Below are 16,454 nucleotides of genomic sequence, written 5' to 3'. Positions count from 1 at the left end.
GCGCGATCAGCCCGCGGCGGCGAACCCCTCGAGCGTCGCCGGGACGATGAGCTCGAGCTCGCCGGGGGCGCCCGGGCGCATCGGCCAGCCGCACTCCCCCGCCGCGGCGATGACGCCCTCGACGGACCCGGGCAGGGGCCCGCGCTCCAGGAGCGCGCGCACGAACGCCCCCTTGCCCTTCTTGTTGAAGTGGTTCAGCGCGCGCGTCGCGCCGTCCTCCCCGAGGGAGACCACGCGCACGAAGAGGGCGTCGTCGCGCTGCGGCAGCGGACCGAGGGCCGCGTAGCCCTCGGAGCGCAGATCGAGGATCGGACCACCGATCGACGCGAGCACCTCCGCGTTCGCGCCGCTCCAGTGACGCTTGAGCGCGATCCCCGGCAGTCGCGAGTCGTGCGAGAGCCGGTAGGCCGGGATCGCGTCGCCCGCGCCGATGAGACCGAGCAGCGCCGAATGGACGAGCACGTGCGCCTCCGCTCGCGTGCGTGCCGGGCGCGCGAGCGTCGCGGCGTCGAGCGCGTCGTACAGCACGCCCGTGTATCGGTCGATCGCGGCGAGCGTCGGGCTGGAGCGGACGACGCGGTTCCGGGCCAGCTCGCGCTCCGCGGCGCGGGCCGAGAGCTTGAGCGCCCGAGCAGCGGCGGCATCGTCGGCGGCGAGCGACGCGAGCGCGTCGAGGACGGTGCGCCGGGCATCCCCCAGATCAGGGAACGACAGAGCCGCGAGATCCAGAGAGGATCCCGCGGCTCCGCCGTCGCGCTTGGTCTCGGAGGGCGGGAGGAGCAGCGTCGTCACGACGCCGACCTCCGCGGCCCGGCACCCGTGAGGGTTCCGAGGCCGGACACGTCAGGAGACGAGCTCGGCCTGGCCCGCGACGATCGTCACGGTGTCGTTCTCGACCGACAGGAATCCGTCTTCCGCACGCGCCGTGATGGCGGCGCCGCTCACGGGAGTGATGCGCACCTCGCCGGCGCTGAGGACGCCGAGGATCGGCTCGTGCCCGGGGAGGATGCCGATCTCGCCCTCGGTGGTCCGAGCGACGATCTGCTTCGCCGCCCCCGACCACACCTCGCGGTCGGCGGAGACGACGCTGACGGAGAGCTCCGCCATGATCAGCCGTTCTCCTTCTGGATCTGGGCCCACTGGCGCTCGACGTCCTCGATCGCGCCGACGTTGAAGAACGCCTGCTCGGCCACGTGGTCGAAGTCGCCGCGGACGATCGCGTCGAACGACTCGATCGTGTCCTTGAGCGGGACGGTGGAGCCCTCCACGCCCGTGAACTTCTTGGCCATGTAGGTGTTCTGCGAGAGGAACTGCTGGATCCGGCGCGCACGCGACACCGTGATCTTGTCCTCCTCGCTGAGCTCGTCGACACCGAGGATCGCGATGATCTCCTGAAGCTCCTTGTTCTTCTGGAGGATCGCCTTCACGCTCGTGGCGACGCGGTAGTGGTCGTCGCCCAGGTAGCGCGGGTCCATGATGCGGCTCGTCGAGGTCAGCGGGTCGACGGCGGGGTACAGGCCCTTCGACGCGATCTCGCGGCTGAGCTCGGTCGTCGCGTCGAGGTGCGCGAAGGTCGTGGCCGGGGCCGGGTCGGTGTAGTCGTCGGCGGGAACGTAGATCGCCTGCAGCGAGGTGATCGAGTGACCGCGCGTCGAGGTGATGCGCTCCTGAAGGATGCCCATCTCGTCGGCGAGGTTGGGCTGGTAGCCCACCGCGGACGGCATGCGGCCGAGGAGGGTGGAGACCTCCGAGCCGGCCTGCGTGAAGCGGAAGATGTTGTCGATGAAGAGCAGGACGTCCTGCTTCTGCACGTCGCGGAAGTACTCGGCCATCGTCAGCGCCGAGAGGGCGACGCGCAGACGCGTCCCCGGCGGCTCGTCCATCTGGCCGAAGACGAGGGCGGTCTTGTCGAAGACGCCCGCCTCCTCCATCTCGTGGATGAGGTCGTTGCCCTCACGGGTGCGCTCACCGACGCCGGCGAACACCGAGACGCCGCCGTGGTCCTGCGCGACGCGCTGGATCATCTCCTGGATGAGGACGGTCTTGCCGACGCCCGCGCCTCCGAAGAGGCCGATCTTCCCACCCTGCACGTACGGGGTGAGGAGGTCGATGACCTTGATGCCGGTCTCGAAGAGCTGCGTCTTCGACTCGAGCTGGTCGAACGACGGCGGCTTGCGGTGGATCGGCCAGCGCTCGCTGACCTCGACGGCAGCGCCCGGCTCGCCGTTGAGGACCTCGCCCAGGACGTTGAAGACCTTGCCCTTCGTGACGTCGCCGACCGGCACCGAGATCGGGGCGCCGGTGTCGCGCACCTCCTGGCCGCGGACGAGGCCGTCGGTGGGCTTCAGGGCGATCGCGCGGACGAGGTCGTCGCCGAGGTGCTGAGCGACCTCGAGCGTGAGCGTCGTCGACTCCTCCCCGATCGTGACGGTCGTCTGCAGCGCGTTGTAGATGCCGGGGATGGCGTCGTGCGGGAACTCGATGTCGACGACGGGGCCCGTCACGCGCGCGATGCGGCCGACGCCGGCGTTCGCGGTGGGGGTCGCCGAGGTCGAGGCCTTCTTCGCCGCGGGCTTCTTCGCGGCGGGCGTCTTCTCGTCCGGAGCAGTCGTAGTCATGGGTTCGTCCCTTTTTCTCGGTGCTTACTTCGCCGAGACGAGGGCGTCTGCGCCGCCCACGATCTCGGAAATCTGCTGGGTGATCTCGGCCTGGCGGGCGTTGTTCGCCAGACGGGTGTACTCGCGGATGAGCTTGTCGGCGTTGTCGGTGGCCGACTTCATGGCCTTCTGACGTGCGGCGTGCTCGGAGGCGGCCGACTGCAGCATCGCGTTGAAGATGCGGCTCTCGATGTACACGGGCAGGAGCGCGTCGAGCACGTCGTCGACCTCGGGCTCGAACTCGTAGAGCGGGAGCACGTCGGTCGAGCCCGGCTCCTCGACGCCGTCGACGACCTCGAGGGGCAGGACGCGCACGATCTCGGGAGTCTGCGTGACGAGGCTGACGAAGCGGTTGTAGACGATGTGGATCTCGTCCACGCCCTCCGACTCGCCGCCCGCGATGAACGCCTCGACGAGCGTGTCGGCGATGTCCTTCGCGGTCTCGAACGTCGGCTGGTCGGTGCCGCCCATCCACTCCTTCGCCGCGGCGCGGCGACGGAAGGCGTAGTACTGAACGGCCTTCCGACCGACGAGGTAGTTGACGACCTCTCGCCCCTCTCCCTCGAGCCGCGTGCGCAGCTCGTTGGCCTCGCGGATGACCTGCGAGCTGAAGCCGCCGGCGAGGCCGCGGTCGGAGGTGAAGACGACGACGGCCGCGCGGCGGGGGTTCTCGCGCTCGGTCGTCAGCACGTGGTCGACGTTCGAGTACGTGGCCACGGCCGAGACGGCGCGCGTCACGGCACGGGCGTAGGGCGCCGACGCGGCCATGCGCGCCTGAGCCTTCTGGATCCGCGAGGCGGAGATGAGCTCCATCGCACGCGTGATCTTCTTGGTCGTCTGGGCAGACCGAATCTTCTGCCGGTAGACCCGAAGCTGCGCTCCCATGTCTCTCTTTCTGTCGGAGGGGTGAGGATGTCCGGTGCCGGTACGCGGCGGGCCCTGCGCCGTGGAGGTGCGGGCCCGCCGTCGCGCCTAGCGCTTGCGGCGGACGATCTTCTCCTGGTTGATGTCGTCGGCCTCGGTCTCGTCGAACTCCTCGTGACCGGCGTGGACGCCGCCCTCGGCACCGCCCTGGAACTCGAGGACGAAGGCGTCGACCGCCTTCTCGAGCTCGGCCTCGGTGTCGCCGTCGAGCACGTTGGTGTCGCGCAGCGTCGTGAGGATCGAGGTGTTGCGGTGGAGGTGGTCGAGCAGCTCGCGCTCGAAGCGGAGGACGTCGTCGACGTCGATCGTGTCGAGCTTGCCCTTCGTGCCGGCCCAGATCGAGACGACCTGCTCCTCCACGGGGTACGGCGAGTACTGCGGCTGGCGCAGGAGCTCGGTCAGACGGGCGCCGCGCGCGAGCTGACGACGGCTGGCCGCGTCGAGGTCGGAGGCGAACATCGCGAACGCCTCGAGCGAGCGGTACTGCGCGAGCTCGAGCTTCAGTGTTCCGGAGACCTTCTTGATGCTCTTCACCTGCGCGTCGCCGCCGACGCGCGAGACCGAGATTCCGACATCGACCGCGGGACGCTGGTTGGCGTTGAAGAGGTCGGACTGCAGGAAGATCTGGCCGTCGGTGATCGAGATCACGTTGGTCGGGATGTACGCGGACACGTCGTTGGCCTTGGTCTCGATGATCGGCAGGCCCGTCATCGATCCCGCCCCGAGCTCGTCCGAGAGCTTGGCGCAGCGCTCGAGCAGCCGGGAGTGCAGGTAGAACACGTCACCGGGGTACGCCTCGCGCCCCGGAGGACGACGGAGGATGAGGGACACGGCGCGGTAGGCCTCGGCCTGCTTCGACAGGTCGTCGAAGATGATCAGGACGTGCTTGCCGCCGTACATCCAGTGCTGGCCGATGGCCGAGCCCGTGTAGGGCGCGAGGTACTTGAAGCCCGCGGGGTCGGACGCCGGTGCGGCGACGATCGTCGTGTACTCCATGGCGCCGGCCTCCTCGAGCGCGCCCTTCACGGCCGCGATCGTCGAGCCCTTCTGACCGATCGCGACGTAGATGCAGCGGACCTGCTTCGAGACGTCGCCCGACTCCCAGTTGGCCTTCTGGTTGATGATCGTGTCGATCGCGATCGCCGTCTTGCCCGTCTGGCGGTCGCCGATGATCAGCTGGCGCTGGCCGCGGCCGACCGGGATCATCGCGTCGATGGCCTTGATGCCCGTCTGGAGAGGCTCGTGCACGCTCTTGCGCTGCATGACGCCGGGCGCCTGGAGCTCGAGGGCGCGGCGACCCTCCGCGGCGATGTCGCCGAGGCCGTCGATCGGGACGCCGAGCGGGTCGACGACGCGGCCGAGGTAGCCGTCGCCGACGGGGACGGAGAGGACCTCGCCCGTGCGGGTCACCTCCATGCCCTCGACGATGCCGGTGAACTCGCCGAGCACGACGACGCCGATCTCGCTCTCGTCGAGGTTCTGCGCGAGGCCCAGCGTGCCGTCGGCGAACCGCACGAGCTCGTTGGCCATGACGCCCGGGAGGCCCTCGACGTGCGCGACGCCGTCACCGGCGTCGGTGACGCGACCGACCTCGGTCGCGACCGCGGCGCCGGGAGCGTAGCCCTTGGCGAAGTTCTTCAGCGCGTCGCGGATCTCGTCCGGGCTGATCGTCAGTTCTGCCATGTTCTTCCCTTTTCGTTCGGGCCCGGAGTGGGGCCCGTTCTGATGTGACGGCGAAGGCCTAGCCGGCCAGCCGGAGCTTGAGTTCGGTGAGTCGGGCCGCGACGCTTCCGTCGATGACCTCGTCCCCGACCTGGATGCGGACGCCGCCGATGACGGACGGGTCGACGATCTGGTCGATCGAGAACGCCCGGCCGTAGCGGCGCGCCAGGCTCGCGTCGACGGCCACGCGCTGCTCGCTCGTGAGCGGTCGAGCGACCGTGACGGTCGCGACCCCGCGACCGGCGGTGTCGGCCACGAGCTCCGCGCCGTGGCGCACGAGGGCGCCGATGCGACGGCCACGCGGCTGCTGCACGAGGTGGCCGGCGATGGCGACGGTCTGCGCGCTCGCGGAGGAGGCGAGCAGGCTCGTCACGAGACCGAGCTTGCCCTCGGCGTCACCGCGCTTGCTGCCGATCGCGAGCTCGAGCTCGGGGTCGGAGGCGACGGCGCGAGCGAAGGCGAACAGCTCGCCCTCGACCGAGACCGTGCTCGGCGCGGTGGCCGCGACAGCGCGGATCCCGATCTCCTCGATGCCGGCCAGCAGCTCGTCCCCGCTCGACCAGCGGCTCGCGACCATGCCCTCGAGCAGGGTGCGGGCCGAGGTGGGCATGCTGCCGAAGATCGTGCCGATCAGGCCCGCCTTCGCCTCGGGCGTCGCCGAGGTGTCGGTGAGCGCGTTCACGAGCTGAGGCGAGGAGCCGATCGTCCGCGCGGCGAACAGCAGCTGCTCACCGGCCGCCAGATCGATGCCCTGAGCGGAGGCCAGCGCGCTGCGGGCCGACTCGAGGGCGCTTCTCGTCGCTGATCCCATGCCTACTTGGCCGCCTTCTCGGAGGACTCGAGCTCGGCGAGGAAGCGGTCGACGAGGGCCGTGGCCTTCGTGTCGTCGGCGAGCGATTCGCCGATGACGCCGCTCGCGAGGTCGAGCGCGAGCGAGCCGACCTCGGCGCGCAGCGAGACGAGCGCCGCCTGGCGCTCCGCCTCGATCTGCTGCTGAGCGGTCGCCGTGATGCGCGCGGCCTCCGTGCTCGCCTGCTCCTTGAGCTCGGCGAGGATGGCGCCGCCGTCGACGCGAGCCTGCTCGCGGATCTTCGACGCCTCGGCGCGGGCCTCGGCGAGGAGCTTGTTGTACTCCTCGAGCGCGGCCTTCGCCTCGGCCTGAGCCGACTCCGCCTGCTTGATCCCGCCCTCGATCTTGGCGCTGCGCTCGTCGAGCGTGGCCTGCATGCGCGGAAGTACGACCTTCCAGAACACGAGCAGGACAAGCAGGAACGGGATGATCGAGTAGACGATGTCGTACCACGCCGGAATCAGCGGGTTGACGGCTTCGCCCTCCTCCGCCGCGATGATGAGTGCTTCGAGCACGAGCGATTCCTTAGACGAAGATGAAGTAGGTCGCGATACCGATGAAGGCGAGCGCCTCGGTGAACGCGATACCGATGTACATGAGGACCGTCAGGCGGCCCTGGAGCTCGGGCTGGCGGGCGACCGACTCGATGGTCTTGCCGACGACGATGCCCACGCCGATAGCGGGGCCGATCGCGGCGAGGCCGTAGCCGACCGTCGCGATGTTGCCGTTGATCTCGGCGAGAACGGTGTTTGCGTCCACGAGGGGTGTTTCCTTCCGTGTTGGATGAACCGAGCGGGAGCTCGGTCTAGTGCTCTTCCGCCAGCGCGAGCTGGAGGTAGACAGCGGTCAAGAGGGTGAAGACGTAGGCCTGCAGCACGGCGACCAGGATCTCGAAGAACGTGAACGCCACACCGAAGAGCTGGGTGCCCACACCGGCGAGGATCCATCCGCCGCCGAGGTCGGTCATGAAGAAGGCCGACGCCGAGAAGAACAGCACGAGAAGCAGGTGGCCGACGACCATGTTCATGAGGAGTCGGAGCGTCAGCGTGATGGGCCGCAGGACGAACATCGAGACGAACTCGATCGGCGTCACGATGATGTAGAGCGGCCACGGCACGCCGGGCGGGAACAGCGCGTTGCGGAGGAACGCGCCGGGGTGCTTGCGAAGGCCCGCGTAGATGAACGCGATGTACGAGGCGACGGCGAGCACGAGCGGGAGGCCGATGACCGCGGTGCCGGCGATGTTGATCCCCGGGATGATGCCCGTGAGGTTCAGGAACAGCACCAGGAAGAAGATCGTCGTCAGCAGCGGGAGGAAGCGGCGGCCGTCCTTCTTGCCGAGCAGGTCCTCCGCGATGTTCACGCGCACGAGGTCGAGACCCATCTCGACGGCGCCCTGGAAGCGGCCGGGGACCAGCTGCATCTTCCGGGTGCCGAGCCAGAACACGAGGATCAGCAGCGCGACGACGACCAGGCGCAGCAGCATGATGCGGTTCAGCTCGAAGAACTCATTGCCTTCGAAGAGGATCGCGGGAGGGAAGAAGTCGAGGATCGACGGACCGGAGAAGCCTCCCTCGGAACCTTCTTCGGTCGCGAACGGGAGCAGGGGGATCAGGGCGGCAGCGCTCAGGGGAGTCTCCAGAATCGGGGCGGCACACAGGTGTGCCGCGGCGATCGGCAGTTGCCCTCACCCTATCAAGGAAAAGGGGCCAGACCGAATCGGCATCGGGTGCTCGGGGGGCCCGCGCGGCGGCCCGGCGGGGCCGCAGCGGGGTGCTACGGGCGGGCCGTCGGGCGGGGATCGCTCACGTACGGGACGCGCGCTCGCGCCACCGCGACGAGGTCGACCACGAGCCCGCCGAGGACGGCGATGACGAGGGTGACGAAGAGCACTGCGGGCTCGACGAACGGCGCATCGCGCAGGGTGAAGACGAGCACGAGGAAGAGCGCGAACTTCAGCAGCCAGGCTCCGAGCACGATCCCGAAGTAGGCGGGCGAGAGCAGGTCGCCCTTCGTCACCCGGTCGGCGAGCAGGATGCTGCCGGCGGTCACGGCGAGGAACACGAAGCCCATGCCGGCGCCGATGAGTCCGCTGAGGAGACCGGGGAGCTCGGCGACGAGCGCTCCGACGATGCTGCCGACGACCGCGATCGCGACGCTCAGGGAGGCGCCGTAGACGAGGGAGAGCCGCAGCGCGGGGGCGGCGGAGGATCGGGGGCGGTCGGCGGCGGTCATCGGGTCTCCTCCGGCAGGCGACGGGATCGGGTCAGGGTGTCGAAGACGGGGTCGTTCTCGTCGAACGCCGCGTCGATCGGGGGCGCGGCGGCGTCGAGCGGGTCGAACCGCGCGAGGGGACCGTCGGCGTCGTGGCTCGACTGCGCCGCGGCCTCGGCGCGCTTCCGGGTGCTCAGGGGCGCGAGCGTCACGACCGTGCACGCGATGAGCCCGAGGACGACCGCCGTGAGCGCCCATCCCCACGGCACGAACATGAACAGGAGGGTGCCGATCGCGATGACGGCCGTCCAGGCGTAGAAGATCAGCACGGCGTGGAAGTGGCTGTGCCCCATGTCGAGCAGGCGGTGGTGCAGGTGGAGGCGGTCGGCGCTGAAGGGGGACTTGCCCGCCCGCAGGCGCCGCAGCACCGCGAGCCCGAAGTCGAGCAGGGGCACCACGAGGACCGCGAACGGCAGCAGGAGCGGGATGAAGGCCGGCAGCAGCTGGCTGCGATCGATCGAGCTCGGGTTGATCTGCGAGGTGACGGTGATCGTCGAGATCGCCATCAGCATGCCCACCACGAGCGCCCCGCCGTCGCCCATGAACATCTTCGCCGGGTGCCAGTTGAGGGGCAGGAAGCCGGCCGTCGCCCCCAGGAGCACCGCCATCGTGAGCGAGGCGAGGTTGAACGCCGACTGGTTGGTCGTGATCGACAGGATGTAGCTGTAGATGAAGAAGACGCCGCCCGCGATGAGCGTGACTCCCGCGACGAGACCGTCGAGGCCGTCGATGAAGTTGACGGCGTTCATCACGAGCACGATCGCGAGGACCGTCACGATGAGCGACAGGGTCGGCGAGAGCACCGTGATGCCGTTCTCCGGGCCGATGGGCAGCGAGACGATCTGCAGGCTGGCCCAGGCGAGGAAGCCGGCGATGAGGATCTGGCTGGCCAGCTTGGTCATCCAGTCGAGGTCCCATAGGTCGTCGGCGACGCCCACGACGAGCATGACCGCCGCCGCCGCCACGATCGCGAGGATCGGGAAGGGGTCGGAGTACACCCGCTCGAACCAGCTGATCTGCGAGGCGACCGCGAGGGCGATCGCGACCCCGAGCACGATGCCGATGCCGCCGAGGCGGGGGGTGGGGCGCGTGTGCACGTCCCGGTCCCGGATGCCCGGGTACAGCTTGAATCGGTGGCTGAGAGCCAGCACCGCCGATCCGACCGCGAAGCTCGCGATCGCGGCGATCAGAGCGACGAGGGCGTAGAAGGTCACGCGATGCGCTCCGCGCCGACGACGCGGGCGATCTCATCGTCGGGGATGACGCCGTGGCGCACGATGCGCAGCCGCCCGTCGGGCAGGTGGAGGCTCGTCGCGTCGACGATCGTCGAGCCCGGGTCGCGCGCGGGGTCGCGCCCCTCCCCCACGGCGCCGCCGTCGAGGTAGACGGCGACCCGGTCGCCGAGCATGTCGAGCGCCTCCTGCGCGGTCCGCGCGGCGGGCTGCCCGCTGATGTTGGCGCTCGAGACGGCGAGCGGGCCGGTGTCGGCGAGCAGGTGCAGCGCGTGGCGGTTGTCGGGCATGCGCAGGGCGACCGTGCCGCGCGTCTCGCCGAGATCCCACACGAGCGACTCGCGCGCCTCGACGATCACCGTGAGCCCGCCCGGCCAGAACTCGGCGACGAGGGCCTCGACCTCCGGCGGCACGCTCTCGGCGAGGGCGGCGAGGGTCGGGATGCCCGGGATGAGCACGGGAGGCGGAGCGTCGCGCCCGCGCTCCTTCGCATCGAGCAGCCGCTGGACGGCCTCGGGGCGGAACGCGTCGGAGGCGACGCCGTAGACGGTGTCGGTCGGGAGGACGACGAGCTCGCCGCGCCCGATGGCGCCTCGAGCCGCGCGCAGACCGGCGAGCAGCTCGGCCTCGACGGAGCAGTCGAACACGGTGGTCATGATGCGTTCATCGTAGTGGGGCATGCTTGGAGGGCCGCCCTGGCGCGGCTCCTCCCCCAGTCGACCGAACGGGATCCCGACGCGCATGAGCCTGCTCTTCCTCTTCGACATGGACGACGTCCTGTACGACTACGACTGGCGCACCCGCATGGCCGACCTCACGGCCATCACGGGGCACGACCTGCACGAGCTGCGGCGCCGGTGGTGGATCTCCGGGCTGGAGTGGCAGGCCGAGGCGGGGACACCGGCGACGCCCGAGGCGTACCTGGCCGCGGTGAACGCGTCGATCGGCGCGGACATCCCCGTGACGGAGTGGGTGCGGATCCGCGCGGAGGCGACGCGACCGCGGCCGGACGCCCTCAGTGCGGTGCGTCGGGCGAGCGAGCTGGGGCGCGTCGCGCTCCTGACCAACAACGGCATCCTGATCCACGATCAGCTGCACGTCGTCGCGCCCGAGCTCGTGCCCATCATGGGCCGCGAGAACATGCACGCGAGCGCCGCGTTCGGGGCGCGCAAGCCCGACCCGCTCGTCTACGCGCGCGTGCTCGAGCACTACGGCGTCGCCGCCGAGAGCGCCTTCTTCGCGGATGACCGGCCCGAGAACATCGAGGGCGCCGCCTCGATCGGCATCACCGCGCACCTCTACCGCGACGCGGCCGGGCTGCGCGCGGCGATCGAGGAGTTCGCCGCCGAGGCCCAGGCGGCCTAGCGGCCCCGGCGCTCGGCCGGAGCGCCCCCTCTACAGTGGGGTATGACCTCCCCCTCCCCCGCGCCCGGCCTTCTGCGCCTCGGCGTCGTCGCGAGCTCGCGCAAGCCCGACGAGCACCGCCTGCCGATCCACCCCGGGCACCTCGAGCGCATCGACGCCGATCTGCGCGCGCGCATGACGCTCGAGCGCGGATACGGGGCGCGATTCGGCATCGGGGATGCGGAGCTCGAGCCGCTCGTGGGCGCCATGGCCGACCGGGCCGAGGTCATCGCCGAGGCCGACATCGTGCTGCTGCCCAAGCCGCAGGCCGCCGACCTCGCGGAGCTGCGCGAGGGCCAGGCGCTCTGGGGCTGGCCGCACTGCGTCCAGGACCGCGCGATCACCCAGCTCGCGATCGACAGGCGCCTGACCCTCATCGCCTGGGAGGCGATGAACCACTGGCGCTCCGACGGCGGGTTCGGGCTGCACGTGTTCCACAAGAACAACGAACTCGCCGGCTACTGCTCCGTCATCCACGCCCTCCAGCTGTGCGGCTCGACGGGCGACTACGGCCGCCGCCTCAGCGGGGTCGTGATCGGATTCGGAGCCACCGCCCGCGGCGCCGTGACCGCGCTCAATGCGCACGGCATCCACGATGTGCGCGTGCTCACGAACCGCGACATCGCCGCGGTCGGCTCGCCGATCCCGTCGGTCGACATCGTGCAGTTCGAGCACGACGCCGCGTCGCCGTTCGCGAGCACCGTCAACACCGACGACGGACCCGTCGCCCTGCCCGAGTTCCTCGCCGCCAACGACATCGTCGTCAACTGCACGCTGCAGGACCCGAACGCCCCGCTCACGTACCTGCGGGAGGACGACCTCGGCGCATTCCGCCCCGGCAGCCTCATCATCGACGTGTCGATCGACGAGGGCATGGGCTTCAGCTGGGCGCGGCCGACCTCGTTCGCCGACCCGATGCTCACGATCGGCGACTCGACGAACTACTACGCCGTCGACCACAGCCCGTCGCTGCTGTGGAACTCGACGACGTGGGAGATCAGCGAGGCGCTCATGCCGTTCCTCCGCACCGTCATGGAGGGCCCGGCGTCGTGGGCGGCGTCCGACACCATCGGCCGCGCGATCGAGATCGAGGACGGCCGCGTGCGCAATCCCGCGATCCTGGCGTTCCAGGGACGGTCGGCGGAGTACCCGCACGCGCTCGCCTGAGCGGTCAGCGGCGCGCGGTCGTCGCGCGGTCGCGGCCGAGCAGGTCGCGGTGGCAGGCGATCGCCGAGAAGCCGTCGGCGCGGAGGATCGCGCCGATGTCGGCCGCCTGCAGCTCGCCGTGCTCGATGACGAGCGCGCCGCCGGGGCGGAGCAGACGGCGGGCCGTCCGGGAGAGCGCGCGCACGGCATCCAGGCCGTCCTCGCCGGAGTAGAGCGCCGCGGCCGGATCGAACAGCCGGACCTCGGGGTCGCGGGGCACCGCGCCGAGAGGGATGTACGGAGGGTTCGAGGCGACGACGTCGACGAGGCCGTCGAGCTCGGGCAGCGCATCGGCGAGGTCGCCCTCGACGAGGCGCACGCGGCCGTCGCCGTGGCGCTCGATGTTGCGAGCGGTCCAGGGCAGGGCATCCGCCGACTTCTCGACCGCGACGACCCGGGAGTGCGGCACCTCCGTCGCCATCGCGAGGGCGATCGCGCCGCTGCCGGAGCCCAGGTCGACCGCGAGCGGATCAGGGCTCGGCACGAGCGCGAGCGCGTCGATCGCGAACTGCACGACGAACTCGGTCTCGGGGCGCGGGGTGAAGACTCCGGGGCCGACCTCGAGCTCGAGCGAGCGGAACGGGGCGAGGCCCGTGATGTGCTGGAGCGGCTCGCGCGCGGCGCGACGCGTGACCGCCGCGCGGATGGCGGCCGCGGCATCGTCGGCGACGGCGGAGGAGATGAGCGCGCGAGCCTGCACTCCCCCGCGCGAGAGGCCCAGCACGTGACCGATGAGGAGGTCGGCGTCGACCTCGGGGGCGGGCACCCCTCCGGCCGCGAGGGCGTCGATCGCCTCGCGCCGCAGCGCGTCGATCGTCGTCATGAGCGGATGCCCGTGGCCGGGCTCAGGAGGCGCTCTCGCCGAGCGCGGCGAGACGGGCCTCTTCGTCTGCCTGGATGCACGACTCGATGACCGGGCCCATGGCGCCGTTCATCACCGCGTCGAGGTTGTAGGCCTTGTAGCCGGTGCGGTGATCGGCGATGCGGTTCTCGGGGAAGTTGTAGGTGCGGATGCGCTCGGAGCGATCCATGCCGCGGATCTGGCTCTTGCGCGCGTCGCTCGCCGCGGCGTCGATCTCCTCCTGCTGCTTGGCGAGGATGCGCGCGCGCAGGACGCGCATGGCGGCCTCGCGGTTCTGGATCTGGCTCTTCTCGTTCTGCATCGACACGACGATCCCGGTCGGCAGGTGCGTGATGCGCACCGCCGAGTCGGTCGTGTTGACGCTCTGCCCGCCGGGGCCGGAGGAGCGGAAGACGTCGATCTTGAGGTCGTTCTGGCTGATCTCGACCTCCTCGGGCTCGTCGACCTCGGGGAACACGAGCACGCCCGTCGTCGAGGTGTGGATACGGCCCTGCGACTCGGTGGCCGGCACGCGCTGCACGCGGTGCACGCCTCCCTCGTACTTCATGCTCGCCCAGACGCCCTGCGAGGGGTCGGTCGCGTTCGACTTGATCGCGACCTGGACGTTCTTGAAGCCGCCCATGTCGCTCTGCGTGGAGTCGAGGACCTCGACCTTCCAGCCGCGCGACTCGGCGTAGTACGAGTACATGCGCAGCAGGTCGGCGGCGAAGAGCGCCGACTCCTCGCCGCCCTCGCCTCCCTTGATCTCCATGATCACGTCGCGGCCGTCGTCGGGGTCGCGCGGGATCAGCAGGCGCCGCAGCTTTTCCTGCGTCGTCGTCACGCGCTCCTCCAGGCTCGGGACCTCCTCGGCGAAGGCCTCGTCCTCCTTCGCGAGCTCGCGCGCGGCGACCAGGTCGTCCTGCGCCTGCACCCAGACCTCGTGCGCGTGCACGATGCGGCTGAGCTCCGCGTAGCGGCGGTTGAGCTTCTTGGAGCGCGCCGCATCGGCGTGCACCGCGGGGTCGGCGAGCTGCTCCTGCAGCGCCTCGTGCTCGGCGATGAGTGCGGCGACCGAGTCGAACATGGGTACTCCCTCGTGGGGCGGGGGCTTCGGGCCCCCGCGATCAGTCCTCCTTGTGGGCGGGCTGGGTGCGGTCGGCCTGCGGCAGCGCCTTCTGGATCTGCACGAGGAACTCGACGTTCGACGCGGTCTCCTTCAGCTTGCCCAGGACGACCTCGAGCGACTGCTGCGTGTCGTGGCCGGCGAGGGCGCGGCGCAGGCGCCAGGTGACCTTGACCTCCTCCGAGCCGAGCAGCATCTCCTCGCGGCGCGTGCCGGAGGCGGAGATGTCGACGGCGGGGAAGATGCGCTTGTCGGCGAGCTGGCGCGAGAGGCGGAGCTCCATGTTGCCGGTGCCCTTGAACTCCTCGAAGATCACCTCGTCCATCTTCGAGCCGGTCTCCACGAGCGCGGTCGCGAGGATGGTCAGCGAGCCGCCGTCCTCGATGTTGCGCGCGGCGCCGAAGAAGCGCTTCGGCGGGTAGAGGGCGGCCGAGTCGACACCGCCCGAGAGGATGCGCCCGCTCGTGGGCGCCGTGACGTTGTACGCGCGACCGAGCCGCGTGATCGAGTCGAGGAGGACGACGACGTCGTGACCGAGCTCGACGAGGCGCTTCGCGCGCTCGATGGCGAGCTCGGCGACGGTCGTGTGGTCCTCGGCGGGGCGGTCGAAGGTCGAGGCGATGACCTCGCCCTTCACCGAGCGCTGCATGTCGGTGACCTCCTCGGGGCGCTCGTCGACGAGCACGACCATGAGGTGGACCTCGGGGTTGTTCTTCGCGATGGCGTTGGCGATGGCCTGCAGCACGAGGGTCTTGCCCGCCTTGGGGGGCGAGACGATGAGGCCGCGCTGGCCCTTGCCGATCGGGGCGACGAGGTCGATGATGCGCGTCGACAGCTTCTGCGGCTCGGTCTCCAGGCGCAGGCGCTCCTGCGGGTAGAGCGGCGTGAGCTTGCCGAACTCGACGCGCGCGGCGGCCTCCTCGACGGTCTGGCCGTTGATCGAGTCGATCGAGACGAGCGCGTTGTACTTCTGGCGGCCCTGGCTCTCGCCCTCGCGCGGCTGCCGGATCGCGCCGACGACGGCGTCGCCCTTGCGCAGGTGGTACTTCTTCACCTGGCCGAGGGACACGTAGACGTCGCTCGGTCCTGGCAGGTAGCCCGTCGTGCGCACGAAGGCGTAGTTGTCGAGCACGTCGAGGATGCCCGCGACGGGGATGAGGACGTCGTCCTCGCCGACCTCGGGCTCGAAGTCGTCGCCCGCGGGACCCCGACCGCGCTTGCGGTCGCGCCCGCGGCCGCGGCCGCGGCCATCGGCGTCCTGGTCGGCGCGCTCGCTCTGCGGGCCGTTCTGGTTCTGCTGGCCGCGCTCGTTCTGCGGGCCGTTCTGGGCCTGCTGGCCGCGCTGGTTCTGCTGGCCGTTCTGGTTCTGCTGGCCGTTCTGGTTCTGCTGGCCGTTCTGGGCGTCCTGGCCGCGGGCGCTCTGGCGTCCGGCGGGGGCGGCGTCGCCCTGCTCGGCCTGCTGACCTCCCTGGTTGCGGTCGCGGTTGCGGCGGTTGCGGTTGCGGTTTCGACCGCGTCCGCCCGCGCTGTCGGGGTCGTCGTCTGCGGTCTCGGCGTCGCGGGAGCGGTCGGTGTCGGCGGACGCATCGGCGGGCGCGACCTCGACGCCCGCAGCGGCGCCGGCGGCGTGCTCGCGAGCGGAGCGGCGGCCCGAACGACGGGCAGCGGGAGACTCGTCGCCCTCGGCGGCGGCGTCGCCTCCGCCGGTGGACGCGGTCGGCGCTGCCACGGCCGGTGCCGCCTCGGTCGCGGCGGGCTCGGTCGCGGCGGGCTCGGTGGGGGCGGGCTCGGTCGCGGCGGGCTCGGTGGGGGCCGCGGTGACGGTGCCGCTCGTGACGCGACGCGAGCCGCGGCGCGCGGGCGCCTCGGTGCGGGCCGCGGGAGCGTCGGGCGCCTCGGGCGCCTCGGCCGGCGCGGTCTCGGTCGACAGGTCGGCGTCGACGTCGACGCTCCCGCCGCTCTGAACGGCGACGATCGCCGCGAGCAGGTCGCCCTTGCGGAGCTTGGAGACCCCGGTGATGCCGAGCTCGGTCGCGAGCTGCTGCAGCTGCGGGAGCTTGAGGGAGGTCAGGTCGGATGCGGTCGCGCCCGAGGCGCGATCGGTGATGTCAGTCACGGAGGTGGTGTCCTTTCGACTCCGGGCATGGTGCCGCGGAGGATGCTGATCGCTTCGGACCGACCGCACGGGAGGCGGTGATGATGAACCGGGAAAACGGGC

Annotated in this window: 17 protein-coding genes; 2 read left to right on the top strand and 15 right to left on the bottom strand. The window is 70.8% G+C overall.

Annotation, left to right across the window (positions count from 1 at the left end):
• Positions 1-6 precede the first annotated feature (6 nt).
• The 12 genes from ASG83_RS09410 to ASG83_RS09355 form a co-directional block, all read right to left on the bottom strand.
• The gene (locus tag ASG83_RS09410; protein WP_235460151.1) at positions 7-792 is read right to left on the bottom strand and encodes a YaaA family protein; all 786 of its coding nucleotides are present in this window, start codon (positions 790-792) and stop codon (positions 7-9) included.
• A gap of 51 nt (positions 793-843) precedes the next feature.
• On the bottom strand, positions 844-1,107 hold the full coding sequence (locus ASG83_RS09405) for a F0F1 ATP synthase subunit epsilon (RefSeq protein ID WP_055860406.1): 264 nt from the start codon (positions 1,105-1,107) through the stop codon (positions 844-846).
• Between the two features lie 2 nt (positions 1,108-1,109).
• Entirely contained in the window at positions 1,110-2,618 is a 1,509-nt protein-coding gene (gene atpD / locus ASG83_RS09400) for a F0F1 ATP synthase subunit beta (RefSeq protein ID WP_235451440.1), read from the bottom strand.
• 24 nt (positions 2,619-2,642) lie between these two features.
• Complete coding sequence (locus tag ASG83_RS09395; protein ID WP_055860403.1) at positions 2,643-3,542, bottom strand: F0F1 ATP synthase subunit gamma; 900 nt, start codon at positions 3,540-3,542, stop codon at positions 2,643-2,645.
• Between the two features lie 87 nt (positions 3,543-3,629).
• A complete protein-coding gene (atpA, locus tag ASG83_RS09390; RefSeq protein WP_055860400.1) occupies positions 3,630-5,264 on the bottom strand; it encodes a F0F1 ATP synthase subunit alpha in 1,635 nt (544 codons plus the stop codon).
• A gap of 58 nt (positions 5,265-5,322) precedes the next feature.
• On the bottom strand, positions 5,323-6,114 hold the full coding sequence (locus tag ASG83_RS09385) for a F0F1 ATP synthase subunit delta (RefSeq protein ID WP_055860397.1): 792 nt from the start codon (positions 6,112-6,114) through the stop codon (positions 5,323-5,325).
• A gap of 2 nt (positions 6,115-6,116) precedes the next feature.
• The gene (locus ASG83_RS09380) at positions 6,117-6,668 is read right to left on the bottom strand and encodes a F0F1 ATP synthase subunit B (protein WP_055860394.1); all 552 of its coding nucleotides are present in this window, start codon (positions 6,666-6,668) and stop codon (positions 6,117-6,119) included.
• A gap of 10 nt (positions 6,669-6,678) precedes the next feature.
• Positions 6,679-6,912, bottom strand: coding sequence for an ATP synthase F0 subunit C (atpE, locus tag ASG83_RS09375; RefSeq protein ID WP_055860391.1), 234 nt, complete (start codon positions 6,910-6,912; stop codon positions 6,679-6,681).
• A 46-nt stretch (positions 6,913-6,958) separates the two neighbouring features.
• The gene (atpB, locus tag ASG83_RS09370; RefSeq protein WP_369813329.1) at positions 6,959-7,768 is read right to left on the bottom strand and encodes a F0F1 ATP synthase subunit A; all 810 of its coding nucleotides are present in this window, start codon (positions 7,766-7,768) and stop codon (positions 6,959-6,961) included.
• Between the two features lie 161 nt (positions 7,769-7,929).
• Positions 7,930-8,388, bottom strand: coding sequence for a hypothetical protein (locus tag ASG83_RS09365; protein ID WP_055860383.1), 459 nt, complete (start codon positions 8,386-8,388; stop codon positions 7,930-7,932).
• A complete protein-coding gene (locus tag ASG83_RS09360; protein WP_082599193.1) occupies positions 8,385-9,641 on the bottom strand; it encodes an MraY family glycosyltransferase in 1,257 nt (418 codons plus the stop codon). The genes ASG83_RS09365 and ASG83_RS09360 overlap by 4 nt, the downstream gene beginning before the upstream one ends.
• Positions 9,638-10,315: an L-threonylcarbamoyladenylate synthase gene (locus ASG83_RS09355; RefSeq protein ID WP_055860381.1), complete on the bottom strand. Its 678-nt coding sequence runs from the start codon at positions 10,313-10,315 to the stop codon at positions 9,638-9,640. Before ASG83_RS09355 ends, ASG83_RS09360 begins: the two co-directional genes overlap by 4 nt.
• Positions 10,316-10,400: 85 nt before the next feature.
• Between ASG83_RS09355 and ASG83_RS09350 the strand changes: the two genes are divergently transcribed.
• On the top strand, positions 10,401-11,024 hold the full coding sequence (locus ASG83_RS09350) for an HAD-IA family hydrolase (protein ID WP_055860378.1): 624 nt from the start codon (positions 10,401-10,403) through the stop codon (positions 11,022-11,024).
• A gap of 42 nt (positions 11,025-11,066) precedes the next feature.
• On the top strand, positions 11,067-12,230 hold the full coding sequence (locus ASG83_RS09345) for a N(5)-(carboxyethyl)ornithine synthase (protein ID WP_055860375.1): 1,164 nt from the start codon (positions 11,067-11,069) through the stop codon (positions 12,228-12,230).
• 4 nt (positions 12,231-12,234) lie between these two features.
• Here ASG83_RS09345 and prmC read toward each other — a convergent pair whose 3' ends face one another.
• From prmC to rho, 3 genes are read right to left on the bottom strand one after another with little or no spacing between them, the layout of a single operon-like run.
• Complete coding sequence (gene prmC / locus ASG83_RS09340) at positions 12,235-13,092, bottom strand: peptide chain release factor N(5)-glutamine methyltransferase (protein ID WP_055860372.1); 858 nt, start codon at positions 13,090-13,092, stop codon at positions 12,235-12,237.
• A gap of 22 nt (positions 13,093-13,114) precedes the next feature.
• On the bottom strand, positions 13,115-14,197 hold the full coding sequence (prfA, locus tag ASG83_RS09335; protein ID WP_055860369.1) for a peptide chain release factor 1: 1,083 nt from the start codon (positions 14,195-14,197) through the stop codon (positions 13,115-13,117).
• A gap of 40 nt (positions 14,198-14,237) precedes the next feature.
• Positions 14,238-16,352 carry a transcription termination factor Rho gene (gene rho, locus ASG83_RS09330; protein ID WP_055860366.1) on the bottom strand — a complete coding sequence of 705 codons (2,115 nt, stop codon included), beginning with the start codon at positions 16,350-16,352 and terminating at the stop codon, positions 14,238-14,240.
• Positions 16,353-16,454: the final 102 nt, after the last annotated feature.

Origin of the sequence: Yonghaparkia sp. Soil809 (assembly GCF_001429705.1) — a bacterium.
In the GTDB taxonomy this organism is placed as follows: Bacteria; Actinomycetota; Actinomycetes; order Actinomycetales; family Microbacteriaceae; genus Microcella.
This window is presented reverse-complemented; position numbering and strand designations above follow the sequence as displayed.

Excerpts from the sequence above, each read along its gene's own strand:
- ASG83_RS09395 (WP_055860403.1), bottom strand. The coding sequence starts at position 3,542 with ATGGGAGCGCAGCTTCGGGTCTACCGGCAGAAGATTCGGTCTGCCCAG.
- ASG83_RS09350 (WP_055860378.1), top strand. The coding sequence starts at position 10,401 with ATGAGCCTGCTCTTCCTCTTCGACATGGACGACGTCCTGTACGACTAC.
- ASG83_RS09405 (WP_055860406.1), bottom strand. The coding sequence starts at position 1,107 with ATGGCGGAGCTCTCCGTCAGCGTCGTCTCCGCCGACCGCGAGGTGTGG.
- prfA (WP_055860369.1), bottom strand. The coding sequence starts at position 14,197 with ATGTTCGACTCGGTCGCCGCACTCATCGCCGAGCACGAGGCGCTGCAG.
- ASG83_RS09345 (WP_055860375.1), top strand. The coding sequence starts at position 11,067 with ATGACCTCCCCCTCCCCCGCGCCCGGCCTTCTGCGCCTCGGCGTCGTC.
- prmC (WP_055860372.1), bottom strand. The coding sequence starts at position 13,092 with ATGACGACGATCGACGCGCTGCGGCGCGAGGCGATCGACGCCCTCGCG.
- atpD (WP_235451440.1), bottom strand. The coding sequence starts at position 2,618 with ATGACTACGACTGCTCCGGACGAGAAGACGCCCGCCGCGAAGAAGCCC.
- ASG83_RS09355 (WP_055860381.1), bottom strand. The coding sequence starts at position 10,315 with ATGACCACCGTGTTCGACTGCTCCGTCGAGGCCGAGCTGCTCGCCGGT.
- ASG83_RS09365 (WP_055860383.1), bottom strand. The coding sequence starts at position 8,388 with ATGACCGCCGCCGACCGCCCCCGATCCTCCGCCGCCCCCGCGCTGCGG.
- atpA (WP_055860400.1), bottom strand. The coding sequence starts at position 5,264 with ATGGCAGAACTGACGATCAGCCCGGACGAGATCCGCGACGCGCTGAAG.
- ASG83_RS09385 (WP_055860397.1), bottom strand. The coding sequence starts at position 6,114 with ATGGGATCAGCGACGAGAAGCGCCCTCGAGTCGGCCCGCAGCGCGCTG.